The following is a 13,458-nucleotide window of genomic DNA, read 5'->3' on the forward strand; positions in this document are numbered from 1 at the left end:
TGATGAAAAACTTAAATATGAATAGTTTTTCATTGTTTAAGCACCTTTTTGCTTTCAATTTCACGTCACTGCGTTTATCATTTTCCGCTTGTACTATACATACGGCGTCGCTGGTTTTGGGCTTCTGTGGAGCATAATGCTCCGGCAGCTCACACAGTCTTTTCCAGTGGCGGTTCTATCTGCATTATTCTTCGGGATAGAGTATTACCTTAAATGACTGAGAAAACATCTCTGATACCAGTTGTCGAATTAAAATCCTTAAGTAAAGGTTTCGACGGAAAACAAATTATTTCCCGCCTCGATCTCACTATCAACCATGGCGAGTTTTTAACCATCCTTGGTCCTTCGGGCTGTGGTAAGACGACGGTTTTGCGCTTAATTGCGGGTTTAGAAGACGTTGACGATGGGCAAATAATTCTTGATGGGCAAGATATTACGGATATCCCAGCGGAACAACGTTTTGTAAATACGGTTTTCCAAAGTTACGCACTTTTCCCTCATATGACTGTTTTTGAAAACGTCGCATTTGGTCTTCGCATGCAAAAAACGCCTGCTGAAGAGATTAATGTTCGCGTTGAAGAAGCCTTGCGTATGGTGCAACTTGAAGATTTCGCCCAACGTCGCCCTGCACACCTTTCAGGTGGACAACAGCAACGTGTTGCGATTGCGCGTGCTGTTGTAAATAAACCAAAGGTCTTATTGCTTGATGAATCATTATCTGCACTGGATTACAAATTACGTAAACAGATGCAAAATGAATTAAAAGCCTTACAACGTAAATTAGGAATAACCTTTATTTTCGTGACTCATGACCAAGAAGAGGCGCTGACTATGTCAGACCGGATCGTGGTGATGCGTGAAGGGCGTATTGAGCAAGATGGAACACCGCGTGAAATTTATGAAGAGCCAACAAACCTGTTTGTTGCGCAATTTATAGGTGAAATTAATATCTTTGATGCACGTGTACTCCATCGTATTGATGAAACGCGTATTCGTGCTGATGTTGAAGGTCATGAATGTGATATTTATACCACATTACCTGTGACACAAAACCAGCAACTCAAAGTATTACTTCGACCTGAAGATCTCCGGGTTGAAGAAATTCACGATCTTGAAAATCTGCCTGGTCTGATTGGTTATGTTCGTGAACGTAACTATAAAGGTATGACGCTAGATTCTGTTGTTGAAATGGAAAATGGCAAGGTGGTGATGGTTAGTGAATTCTTTAATGAAGATGATCCAGATGTTGATCACTCGTTAGACCAAAAAATTGCAGTGACTTGGGTTGAAAGCTGGGAGGTCGTGCTGGCAGATGAAGAAAACACGTAAACTATTTCAAAACATCGTAATTACTGGTGTTGTGGGTTGGTTGATGGTGTTCGTCTTCTTGCCGAATATCATGATCATTGCGACCAGTTTTTTAACGCGTGATGATGCTAACCTTGTCGAGATGGTCTTTACACTCGATAACTATTATCGCTTATTTGATCCTATGTATGCAGAAGTATTACTGCATTCAATCAATATGGCGGTGGTAGCAACATTAGCGTGTTTATTATTAGGTTATCCTTTTGCTTATTTCCTTGCAAAAATGCCTAAGAAAATACAGCCATTACTGTTGTTTTTATTGATTGTACCTTTTTGGACAAACTCCCTTATTCGTATTTATGGATTAAAGATATTCCTAAGTACAAAAGGTTATTTTAACGAATTTCTGTTGTGGATTGGACTTATTGATAAACCACTCAGGATTATTTATACCCCAGAAGCCGTTGTACTGGGGCTGGTTTATATTTTACTACCTTTTATGGTATTACCGTTATATTCCAGCATTGAAAAGTTAGATAAACCTTGTTTAGAAGCAGCGCGCGATTTAGGTGCTAATAAATTTCAAACCTTTATTCGTATTATTATTCCATTAACAATGCCAGGCATTATTGCGGGTTGTTTACTCGTGATGTTACCTGCTATGGGGTTATTCTTTGTCGCTGATTTAATGGGGGGCGCGAAGAATTTATTAATTGGTAACGTAATAAAAAGCCAATTCTTAAATATTCGTGACTGGCCTTTTGGTGCGGCAACCAGTATTTGCTTAACATTGGTGATGGGATTAATGCTGTTTGTGTATTACCGAGCCGTGAAACTACTGCATAAGAAGGTAGAAATAGAATGATAGGACGGTTATTGCGTGGTGGATTTATGTCCATTATTTACGCGTATCTTTATATCCCGATTATCATTCTGATAGTTAACTCTTTTAACTCATCGCGTTTCGGGATTAATTGGAAAGGATTTACCACAGATTGGTACGCCATTTTATTTAATAATGACAGTCTGCTTCAAGCCGCTGGGCATTCATTAACGATGGCGGTCACGTCTGCGACATTTGCGACATTAATTGGCTCATTGGCAGCGGTTGCACTTTATCGCTACCGTTTTCGTGGCAAAAAATTTGTCGGTGGTATGTTGTTTGTTGTCATGATGTCACCTGATATTGTGATGGCAATTTCATTGCTTGTGCTGTTTATGATCCTAGGTGTTTCATTGGGATTTTGGTCGCTTTTATTTTCACATATTACATTTTGCCTACCTTTTGTTGTAGTAACGGTGTACTCACGATTAAGTGGATTTGATGTGAAAATGTTAGAGGCAGCCAAAGATTTAGGTGCGGGTGAATTTACTATTTTACGTAAAATCATTATGCCCTTAGCCATGCCAGCAGTGGCTTCAGGTTGGTTATTAAGCTTTACGTTATCCATGGATGACGTGGTGGTTTCTTCTTTTGTGACGGGACCAAGCTATGAGATTTTACCACTGAAAATTTACTCAATGGTGAAAGTTGGGGTTTCACCTGAGGTGAATGCGCTTGCAACCATCCTCTTAGGTCTATCCTTAGTATTAGTGTTAATTAGTCAGTTGATCTTAAAAGACCGAACTGGCAAAGCGTAATGACATGTATTAGTGCGAGTTTCTCGCACTTTTTGGGGTCTTAATGACCAATCTGTTGGAGGTAGGCTAGCTGCCTATTTGATATTAACGCATCAACCACTGAAGGAAACATAAATGAAAAAGTGGTCCTCTGTACTTGCTGCCAGTGTAATGGCATTAAGTATCGGCACAGCATCGGCTGATGATGGTAAGACATTATATTTCTACAACTGGACGGAGTATGTGCCGCCTGGTTTGCTTGAACAGTTTACGAAAGAAACTGGGATTAAGGTGATTTATTCCACCTATGAATCCAATGAAAGCATGTATACCAAGTTAAAGACCTATAAAGAAGGTGCATATGATTTGGTGGTTCCTTCTACTTATTTTATTTCTAAAATGAGTCATGAAGGCATGCTACAAAAAATCGATAAATCAAAATTAACTCATTTTGATAATCTCGATCCTAGTTTATTACATAAATCATTCGACCCAGAAAATGATTACTCAATCCCTTATATTTGGGGAGCGACAGCTATTGGTATTAATAGCGATGAAGTTGATGTGAGTAGCATTACTTCATGGGCAGATTTATGGAAACCTGAATATAAAGATAGCCTGTTATTAACCGATGATGCCCGTGAAGTGTTCCAAATGGCATTATTGAAATTAGGTTATTCGGGCAATACAACTGATCCTAAACAGATTGAAGAAGCCTATAAAGAGCTACAAAAGTTGATGCCAAATGTATTAGCATTCAATTCAGATAACCCCGCTAACCCTTATATGCAAGGGGAAGTTAATTTAGGGATGATTTGGAATGGCTCGGCATTTATTGCTCGTGATGCTGGCGCCCCGATTGAAATGGTGTGGCCAAAAGAAGGGGGTATTTTCTGGATGGATAGCTTAGCGATACCTGCTAATGCTAAGAATGTCGAAGGTGCTCATAAACTTATCGACTTCTTATTACGTCCAGAAATAGCCGCCAAAGTTGCAGAGAATATTGGTTATCCAACACCAAACCTTGCCGCACAAAAATTACTACCAAATGTGATCACTAAAGATAATTCTCTTTATCCAACAGAAGAGATTATTAACAAAGGCGAATGGCAAAATGATGTGGGTGATGCAACTGTATTATACGAAAGCTATTACCAAAAATTAAAAGCCGGACGCTAATTACCTTTAATTTTTACCCTAAAGCCACCGTTAAGGTGGCTTTTTTATAATAGAAAAGAATACATATTTATTTAATTAAAAATAAAGAGAAGTAAAAGATAGCCAGTAATGAGAAAAAGAGTAAATAGATTACGTTCAATTAAAATCATTCTTAATACAGCTTTCGGCAATTAACCGATTGTTTTTTTCTTGAGTTTTTCTTCGTTGTTCAATACTTGAAATATGATTACTTTGTAAGAAGTAACTAATATGAACATCAAATTTCTCAGAGATACGATAAATTAATTCGATACTGATCCTATTTGTTCCTCGTTCATAACGAGAAAGCTGTTGCTGGCTTATCTCTAATTCTTTAGCGAATAAAGTACCTGAATATTTTAATTTTTTTCGTAAATGGCGTATTCGCTGACCTATACGAAAATTAATGGTTTTGCTGTTATCTATCATTTATCAGCCTTAAAAATTCAAATCATCATTGATAAGAAAAAGTCAGACTGGCCAACCCGTTTGCTTTACCAGGTTTTAGTGTTCCAGTCGTGATATACCGAGTTGACAGGTTTAATGTGTAGTTTTCGTTATTAGATGTTGTTATATGAAGTAAACGTTGGTTAGGTTGTCCCGTTGCACTAATGTCAGGTCCATAAGTTACGGGGGTAGGGGTATCATTAAAGAAAAATTGAATACCAATACCTGATGCATCTGAATCTGATGTTAAGGTGAGAATATCCGTATTATTAGAATAGGTAGATTGATCGGTCATACTGGCGTACAAGTGAACATTGGTATCACAAGTCACTGAAATGGGCTTTGTTTGTATTTTTGAAGTTGAACCAACAGCACTCATCTCTCTCATTGAAATATCACCTAACTCATAGGTTAGGTTTTTGGTATTGACTGTGCAGCCACGAGCTTTAATGGTGATTGTTACAGGATTTATCGCGACAAGTGAGGTGTTATTTCCTTTATGAGCACCGCCGTACTCAGACCAAGTATTGGCAATTACGGTGTAAGGAATATTATAAACGCCAGTTTCTAAGTGTTCGTCAGTAACGACAAAGACAACTTTTGCTTTTAATGAGACGCGGTCTACGCCTTTGTTTACTGTTGAGCCTGCTGCGGGATAAATAATCGTTGCACTTGAGCCTGTGCCGACATCAATAGGCACATAAGAAACATTGTCATTATTATCTTTTAACCCAAAGGCATAACCAATACCTTTTACGCCAGCAAGAGCATACACAGGATATCGATTACTGCCTTCATAATAGTAGATCCCACTTATTTTTGAACCTAATGCATTGGCATAGAGTGTTTCAACCCAACATTTTTGTAGGAATTTGTTCTCACATTTGAAACCATTATAAACAGATGTTTCCCCAATCCATGTTGAAGTGATTGGCGTACCGGCTGGCGTTCCATCAGCAGCACCATCAAAACTCATAGGTACAGGTGATACAATAAGAGGATCTGCCACTGCCCATACCCTTTTCTCAGGGATAAACACTAAAAAAACCAGTAATGATAAGAAAGAAAGGAAATATTTCATTATTGGTACTCCAGTAAAAAAGTCGCAGTCGCATTAGCTTGCCCTGAACTAACAGGCAAATGTGTTGCGACGTAGCGGGCATAGAATTGCAAGGTATTATCTTGATTAGGCAATAACAGGTAAGATTGGCTTTTCTCATTGATGGCAATAGGTGTGCCTGATTTATCCATAAGTGCAATAGCAATACCTTGAGCACCATCCTGATTAACTGCAAGTAATGTATTATCTGATGCAGAAGGCGTCCCTTTGAAGCTGACTTTCACGCCACTGGCTTCGGGTTGGCAATCTACCAACTTAATACTAAAAGGGATAATAGGTGTACGTTGTTGAGTAATTGTCGTTGAAGTGAAATCTTTAGTCGCAATATTACCTAGTTTCACCGTAATTGTTTTTGAGTTGGTTTCTACTGTACAAGTGTTGCCGGTTACTCGGGCATTAATTTGAATCAAAGTATCATAAGTATTGCCTTTGCTTATAGAAAGTATCAATAAAGCCAAAACAAGCATTAATCTGCGCATTATTGGCACTCCTGTGTCATTTTTACAAAGGGTTCATTGTGTTGTTCAATAGGTAATTGATAGTTCACTTGGCAATGTTTAGATGATTCATTGCCCCAGCGAACATCTAATAGGCCTGAGTGAGGTACGCCAGAGAGGTAGAGCAAACCATCATCGCCCACAATACCGGAGAGATGATTCTGTTTATCGGTAGCGATAGCACCGAAAGGTAGCGGTCGCCCTTGTTGTTTTAATGTCAGTAATAATCGATATCCTGTTTTAGCGTCAAAGTTAACTTTAATAACTGCACCTTGAGTAGGAATGACTTGTTGAATATTTTGTTCAATTTCGATGTTATCTGGGAGAGCCGTGGTATCTAGAGCAACTTTGTTTTGGCGATAAGCTGTGGCATAGGGAATAACCGCGAATCCACGCCAATCAGTATAAATTCCTGTTGCATTATCAATCGGTACATCTGCTGTTTTGCCAGCATCAACTAAAATGGTATTTGAGCTTAATGGCTGACTTAATGTGATCCCTTCACTGTGTAACAGCATGCCACCTGCAAGGCTGTAATTGAGTTGCTGAGCATCTTGATGGTAGTTATAACCAGCATTGAAATTGCCATAGCGACTTTGATATCCAAGAGAAGCACTTCCCGTATAATTGCCACCTTGATTGCTATATCCCTGTTGAACACTGTAATTTAACGTATTGTCGTCAAGCAATGTGCCAGCAACACCTGCATTATGAGCAGAATAACCGTTATTATTATGGCTGTAGTTATAAGTGAGATAGGCACTATTGATGGGTTGATAACCTGAAGGCATAAGAAGTTGTAACGGAATAGAAACGCCAAAAGAGAGTGTTTGATCCCTTTCTCCACTATTCATCATGCGGTTATAACTGTAAATAATGTTGTAAGAAAGTCCTTTGATATTGCCGTTATAACCCGTTTGGACTAAGACGTTTTTCTCATTCGTTCCCCAATAGTTTTGCCAGTGTGTTGTCATAAAAACAGAGCCATAATCGGCAAGTTGTTGTGATAAATTGATCTGGAGACTGCCTTTTTTATGATTACGCAAGTCAAAATAACGTGAAGGAGTCTGTTGATTATCTTCATAGAGATAGCCAGACATACGTGTGTTGAGCGTCTCTTCTAGCGTGTAAAATCCAGAAGTAGAATAGCGATAGCCTAATAATTGAAAATTAGTACCAAATTGGTTAAGTGATTTTGCGTAGAGAAAGCGTAAAGAGTAGCCTTCTGATGTCGAATTATCTGGTAGTTTACTATGAGCAAAAGTGATATCTGTTGATAATGCACCTAAAGAGCCCATATTTTTACCGGCTCCAAGTGCATAAGATTGATAATCAGCGCTAACTAAAGCCCCACCATATACTGTTGTGTCATAAGGCAATCCATAGATTAGATGGCCTTGTAGAAAGCGTGGTTTTTTATTTTGGTTATTTTGGCGGATTTCACCTGCTTGAATAACAAATTGTTTTTGACCTTCTCGCTGTAAAATGGGCACTGCAGAATACGGCACAACATAATCATGTTTACTGCCATCATTCTCTTCAATAGAAACATAGAGATCTCCGCTATTTGATGTTGGATAGAGATCCTTAATTTCAAATGCTCCAGGCGCAACAAAGGTTTGGTAAATAACATAGCCATTTTGTTTTATAACGACTTTGGCATTACTATTTGCTATTCCCCTAACAATAGGGGCAAAACCTCTTTGGCTATCAGGCAACATGGTGTCATCGCTTTCTAAGGAAATACCTCGGAAATTAATGCTGTCAAAAAGTGTTGATGACGTATAACTGTCGCCAATTTGTAATTGGCTTTTTAACGACACGATATTGCGTTGAAGATAGGTGTTGATGTGGTTCCACTGGTTTTTTCCATTAGATGAATGCCAAGTGGAATAATCTCTTAATCGCCAAGCGCCAATATTGATCCCACTACGTAGATTTAAATAGTAACTATTATTATGAGAATTTCCCCAACTGTTGGCACCGCTAAAGGTATAATTTAATATTCCCGCAGTAATACCGTTATCCCATTTTTCTGGTGGAATATAACCACGTGCTTTAAGATCTAAAGCTGCTTGAGGGATTTGAATTTTTAATGCTTGTTTCTCAATATCATAATTAATAACAGAGTCGGGAATAATGTCTTCAATATTAATACATTGTTTATCTGAGGCGTTTTCAATATCAGAAAATAGTTTAGTATTAATATTTAATGATAGATAAAAAGATTTATTTAAACAAGGAGTTACACTTTTATCTTGGCTAATAAAATGAATGTTTTCTGTTCTCAGATATTCATTATTAAAAATAATATCAAGAGGGTAATCTCCTGGTTTGATACTATTTCCGGCTTCAAAATAGCTTAAGTCAGCGACAGAATCGGGAGAGTCAGCCAAAAATGCAGGATTAAATCGGTTTGCACTGTGTGCTAAAAATGGCAAAGCCATTAATATTGTGATAGCACCAGAAAAGAAGAAATAAACTGTATTTTTATTAATCATGTTTTTTGACCAAGAAGTCTTGAGCTGATGTAATCTTTAATGAGAAATTTCTTTTTTTAATACAGCCGTCTGTGCGCCATAATCATTAATTGTTTGGAATGAAATGAGATTTGCATTACTTTTTATTTTTCCTAACACTAATTGAGATAACGGATTTATCATGATGCTGGTAGGAAGTTGATTATCCTTTACCGCTAAATTCACCATAGTTATATGATAAGGTGTTGGGTTATTCGCAATAAGCTCACCATTCTGGTAAGAAAAAGAAATCTGATTTGCAAACTTTTCATTATAAGCAGGCAAATTTCCGGGGCGATAGAAAAGCTTTATTCGGCTCTGTATTGCAATTTGTAGTGTATTTTCCTTAGCTAGTTCATCTTGTAATGAAGGGATTACTTTTACATTCATCCAAAATAAACTTTCTTTATCTTCAGGTAGTGGTGCACCGGTATACATAATTCTTAATGCATTTTCTTTATTGGCATCAAGAATATATAAAGGGGGCGTGACAATAAAATTATTATTTTTAACTCCGTTATTATCAGAAACCCATGACTGAATTAAAAAGCTATTTTCTTTATCTGAGTTAGTAATAACAAGGTTGGTTTGTTTAATATTTGAATTATAAATAATACGTGTGGCACCTAATGAAACACCATTAGAATAAGATAATAATGGAAAGAGAAAAATAGTAAGGAATATAAGTATTTTTTTCATAATAAAAATATATTAGGTAATGAATATAGGGCAATTGTATTTTTTGATAAAAATATGCCGTCCTTGGCAATCAGATATCAATCAAAAATGATGAGCAATTAAGAGTAAGTAACCATAAAGTTTGTGGTAACGTTTGCGCTACCTGCCTTAACGGTGTCATCAGTTGAAACAAGCGATGCGTTATAATTTAATTGGTTTTCGCCTTCAATTAACTTTTGAGTTGTTGATGGTTGGCCAGGAATAACATTTTTACTGCTTGAGTCAGTAATTTTTAATGCTACATTTGTCGCTGCACCACTACCTTGCAACGCAAATGCGCTTGCATCGCCGTCAGAGGCTGTACCATTAAAAGTAATTGCAGCTAATGTTGAAACAGTAATATCGCAGTTATTTAATTTAATACTAAAAGGAATACGACCTGTTTCATCACCTTTTTTAGTAAATTCGGCAACGCGGAATTGACCTAAACGAACAGTTTGGTTTGCTGAGCTACTATCAACACCACAAGCTGCATTAACAACAGAACCTTCAAAGTTTACAGTACCGCCATTAACGGTGACTTCTGTTGGTGCAGGAGTGCCGGTGTCTTCTGCAAATGCAGGTGCTACAATAACTGCCATTGCAGAAGTGATAATTGCAGACAATAATAACTTTTTCATTAATTATTCCTATGTTTTAAATATATATTTAACTATTAACTTAATATATTAAGTTAATAGTTAACGCTATTTATTCTCTATTTTTAAATAGAGAATAAAAGGGGATAAATTATTTTTTAGACGTGTAACGTAAGGCTGTTTATATATATTTAACAGAGAGCTGATTACCGCAATTATCGTAAAAACGATAAAACAGTCATATTCACACCTAAGTCAAATTTACAAAAATTATAGATGTGCTAAAAAAAATAGAGAAATCGTTTTAAACGATCGTTTTTAGCTTGTTTTATAGGTGATATCTATTGGTATCTTGATAACTATCGGTAATAGCTAGTGTTGAAAAGTGGAATAATACATTATTTTATCTAATGATTTCATGATATCACATATCGTATTGATATTTATTGTATTTTTATTTTTTGTTTTTATTTCGTTGTAAGTCTCTAATAAGGAGCATCCTAAAAGGACTCTGTAAATATACTTATAAGATGATGTTTCATATGATATATTTCACAATGAAACTATTTATAAAAGGATACAAAAAATAACACTTTTTATGCTCAAAAGAGACGGTCTGGTTTCTTTTTTATTCAAATATAAAATTGAAATTTATATTTAAATAAAAAAATAGAAATATTATTTATTCATTTTAAATTGAAATTAAAAGACGTATTTTAGAAATATAAAATTGATGATACTTTTTTTACTACTCATGGGAGTAGGTCAATATGTTTTATGTTTGATATTAATTGTAACAAAATGTTTCAGTATTCAACTTTTTTTTGTTTTTTTGCATAAGAATGGTTAAAGCAATTATGCTGGTTTTATTTTAATATCGGCACTAATGGTACAATCTTAAATCTGAAGGCACAAAATGATATCTAGCTCATCAAAAGGGACGTTATATGGCATTGTTGCTATTCTTCTTTGGAGCACCATTGTTGGTTTAATTCGTAATATTAGTGAGTATTTTGGTGCTGTAGGGGGGGCTGCACTGATTTATACTACAGGAACAGTGTTTCTTATTTTGATCTTAGGTATACCTAAACTATCACTTTTTCCTAAACGTTATCTTTTTTGGGGAGCGATATTATTTGTTACATATGAAGTGTGTTTATCCTTGGCATTAGGATTTGCAACAGATAGAACACAAGCCATAGAACTGGGAATGGTGAATTATTTATGGCCTAGTTTTACCTTAGCACTTGCTGTCATAGTCAATAAACAGCGATTCTCTATTTTACTGATCATAGGATTATTATGTTCATTTAGTGGATTAGTTTGGGTTGTTAGTGGGGATAATCCTCTAACTATTGAAGGCTTATGGCAAAATATTCAAAGCAATCCATTAAGCTATATATTGGCGTTTTCAGGTGCCATTTTATGGGCATTTTATAGCAATTTAACTCGTCTTATTTCTGGTGGGAATAATGGTATAGTGCCTTTTTTCTTATTAACCTCACTTGCGTTATGGGGGCAATACCTATTTTCAACGCCAGTTGAATGGATTATTAATATAAAAAGTATCACGCTTTTGTTAATCACGGGTGCAGCAATTGGGCTTGCTAATGCGGCTTGGACAATCGGTATGATCAGAGGCAATGTAACCTTATTAGCCACACTCTCTTATTTTACGCCTGTTATTTCTACTGCATTTTCCTCAATACTATTGTCTACCGCCCTTTCTTTCTCATTTTGGCAGGGGGTAATGATGGTGACAGGCGGTTCTTTAATTTGCTGGTTAGCAACTCGTCAAAAAACGATAAAACCACTTAAAATGACCAAATAACCTAAAATAGGGGGTTTTTAAGTCAAATGTTGACGTAAATAGAGGTTGTTGGATCAAGAAATTCTATTTAAAAAGGGCATTTGTGTAAGTTGAAATTTTTTCACTATGCGATGAGGAAAATATCGGCTTATCTATATTACTTATAAACTGAAAAGTTACACTTGGAACATCTCCAATGAAGATGTGTTAAGTAATACGATAAGAACAAATGCAACAAAAAAGGAATTGCTATGAAACTTGAGACACTTTCTGTTCACGCCGGTTATTCACCTGATCCAACCACAAAAGCCGTTGCTGTACCTATTTACCAAACGACATCTTACGCATTTGATGATACGCAGCATGGTGCCGATCTTTTTGACTTAAAAGTGCCCGGCAATATTTATACCCGTATAATGAACCCAACCAATGACGTATTAGAAAAACGAGTTGCAGCATTAGAAGGCGGGATCGCAGCAGTTGCTGTAGCGTCAGGTATGGCGGCAATTACTTATGCAATCCAAACAATTGCACAAGTCGGTGACAATATTGTTTCTGTCGCGAAGCTGTATGGTGGTACTTATAATTTAATGGCACACACTTTCCCTCGTATTGGTATTGAAGCACGTTTTGCTCCCCATGATGATATTACGGCTCTTGAAGCGTTAATTGACGACAAAACAAAAGCGGTATTTTGTGAAACTATTACAAACCCAAGCGGAAATATTGTTGATATTCAAGCATTGGCTGATGTTGCTCACCGTCATGGTGTACCTTTGATTGTTGATAATACGGTTGCAACACCTTATTTGTGTCGTCCTTTTGAACATGGCGCAGATATTATTATCCACTCGTTAACTAAATATATTGGCGGTCACGGCAACTCGATTGGTGGCATTGTTGTTGATTCTGGTAAATTCCCTTGGGCTGAGCATAAAGATCGTTTTGAAATATTAAATACACCTGATGTTTCTTATCATGGCGTAAATTACGTTGAGCACTTTGGTGCTGCTGCTTATATAGCAAGATGTCGTGTTGTGCCTTTGCGTGGAACAGGTGCTGCATTGTCACCATTTAATGCTTTTTTAATTCTACAAGGGTTAGAAACGCTGGCTCTACGTATGGATCGCCACACTGAAAATGCACAAAAAGTAGCAGAATATCTGCAGAATCATCCTCAAGTGGCATGGGTTAAATATGCGGGGTTAAACAATCACCCTGAACATGATTTAGCGGTACGTTATATGTCAGGTAAGCCCGCGGGTATTCTCTCTTTTGGTATTAAAGGGGGCGCTGAAGCGGGTGCAAAATTTATCGATGCATTGCAACTCATTGTTCGTCTTGTGAATATTGGTGATGCAAAATCATTAGCATGTCATCCTGCATCAACTACACATCGCCAATTAAATGATGAAGAATTAGAACGGGCAGGCGTTTCACGCGATTTAATTCGTCTATCTATTGGTATTGAGCATATTGATGATATTTTAGAGGATTTAGAACAAGCATTAAAAGCCAGTATTTAATTAAAGTTATACATTAAGAATTAAAACCTTCTTTATTTAAAGAAGGTTTTTAATATTTAAAATTCTGAGTTTGTTTGATGCTAGATTTCTTTATAAAG

General features: G+C 36.6%; 12 protein-coding genes. 6 read left to right on the plus strand and 6 right to left on the minus strand.

Annotation, left to right across the window (positions count from 1 at the left end):
• Positions 1-213 precede the first annotated feature (213 nt).
• The 4 genes from potA (at position 214) to potD (ending at position 4,107) form a co-directional block, all read left to right on the plus strand.
• The gene (potA, locus tag GWI59_RS04260; protein ID WP_161669375.1) at positions 214-1,329 is read left to right on the plus strand and encodes a spermidine/putrescine ABC transporter ATP-binding protein PotA; all 1,116 of its coding nucleotides are present in this window, start codon (positions 214-216) and stop codon (positions 1,327-1,329) included.
• Positions 1,313-2,173: a spermidine/putrescine ABC transporter permease PotB gene (gene potB / locus GWI59_RS04265; RefSeq protein WP_161724068.1), complete on the plus strand. Its 861-nt coding sequence runs from the start codon at positions 1,313-1,315 to the stop codon at positions 2,171-2,173. Before potA ends, potB begins: the two co-directional genes overlap by 17 nt.
• Positions 2,170-2,949, plus strand: coding sequence for a spermidine/putrescine ABC transporter permease PotC (gene potC, locus GWI59_RS04270; protein WP_006536346.1), 780 nt, complete (start codon positions 2,170-2,172; stop codon positions 2,947-2,949). The genes potB and potC overlap by 4 nt, the downstream gene beginning before the upstream one ends.
• A 114-nt stretch (positions 2,950-3,063) precedes the next feature.
• Positions 3,064-4,107, plus strand: a complete 1,044-nt coding sequence (gene potD, locus GWI59_RS04275) for a spermidine/putrescine ABC transporter substrate-binding protein PotD (RefSeq protein ID WP_006536345.1) — start codon at positions 3,064-3,066, stop codon at positions 4,105-4,107.
• 135 nt (positions 4,108-4,242) lie between these two features.
• Here the strand turns inward: potD and GWI59_RS04280 are convergent, their stop codons facing one another.
• From GWI59_RS04280 to GWI59_RS04305, 6 genes are all read right to left on the minus strand, one after another.
• Positions 4,243-4,554: a helix-turn-helix domain-containing protein gene (locus GWI59_RS04280; RefSeq protein WP_072064475.1), complete on the minus strand. Its 312-nt coding sequence runs from the start codon at positions 4,552-4,554 to the stop codon at positions 4,243-4,245.
• Positions 4,555-4,579: 25 nt separating this feature from the next.
• Positions 4,580-5,653 carry a fimbrial protein gene (locus tag GWI59_RS04285; RefSeq protein ID WP_109848142.1) on the minus strand — a complete coding sequence of 358 codons (1,074 nt, stop codon included), beginning with the start codon at positions 5,651-5,653 and terminating at the stop codon, positions 4,580-4,582.
• Positions 5,653-6,171, minus strand: a complete 519-nt coding sequence (locus tag GWI59_RS04290) for a fimbrial protein (protein ID WP_109848143.1) — start codon at positions 6,169-6,171, stop codon at positions 5,653-5,655. The genes GWI59_RS04285 and GWI59_RS04290 overlap by 1 nt, the downstream gene beginning before the upstream one ends.
• The gene (locus GWI59_RS04295) at positions 6,171-8,690 is read right to left on the minus strand and encodes a fimbria/pilus outer membrane usher protein (RefSeq protein WP_109848144.1); all 2,520 of its coding nucleotides are present in this window, start codon (positions 8,688-8,690) and stop codon (positions 6,171-6,173) included. Before GWI59_RS04295 ends, GWI59_RS04290 begins: the two co-directional genes overlap by 1 nt.
• 36 nt (positions 8,691-8,726) lie before the next feature.
• A complete protein-coding gene (locus GWI59_RS04300; protein ID WP_109400119.1) occupies positions 8,727-9,407 on the minus strand; it encodes a fimbrial biogenesis chaperone in 681 nt (226 codons plus the stop codon).
• A gap of 98 nt (positions 9,408-9,505) precedes the next feature.
• Positions 9,506-10,066 (minus strand): fimbrial protein, encoded by a 561-nt coding sequence (locus GWI59_RS04305; RefSeq protein WP_006536338.1) that lies wholly within the window; start codon positions 10,064-10,066, stop codon positions 9,506-9,508.
• Between the two features lie 874 nt (positions 10,067-10,940).
• On the opposite strand from GWI59_RS04305, the gene yddG reads away from it, so the two are divergent.
• Positions 10,941-11,855 carry an aromatic amino acid DMT transporter YddG gene (yddG, locus tag GWI59_RS04310; protein WP_006536337.1) on the plus strand — a complete coding sequence of 305 codons (915 nt, stop codon included), beginning with the start codon at positions 10,941-10,943 and terminating at the stop codon, positions 11,853-11,855.
• A gap of 230 nt (positions 11,856-12,085) precedes the next feature.
• Positions 12,086-13,360: a bifunctional O-acetylhomoserine aminocarboxypropyltransferase/cysteine synthase gene (locus GWI59_RS04315; protein WP_161724070.1), complete on the plus strand. Its 1,275-nt coding sequence runs from the start codon at positions 12,086-12,088 to the stop codon at positions 13,358-13,360.
• Positions 13,361-13,458 lie beyond the last annotated feature (98 nt).

Source organism: Proteus sp. G2673 (assembly GCF_009915125.1).
Lineage (GTDB): Bacteria > Pseudomonadota > Gammaproteobacteria > Enterobacterales > Enterobacteriaceae > Proteus > Proteus penneri.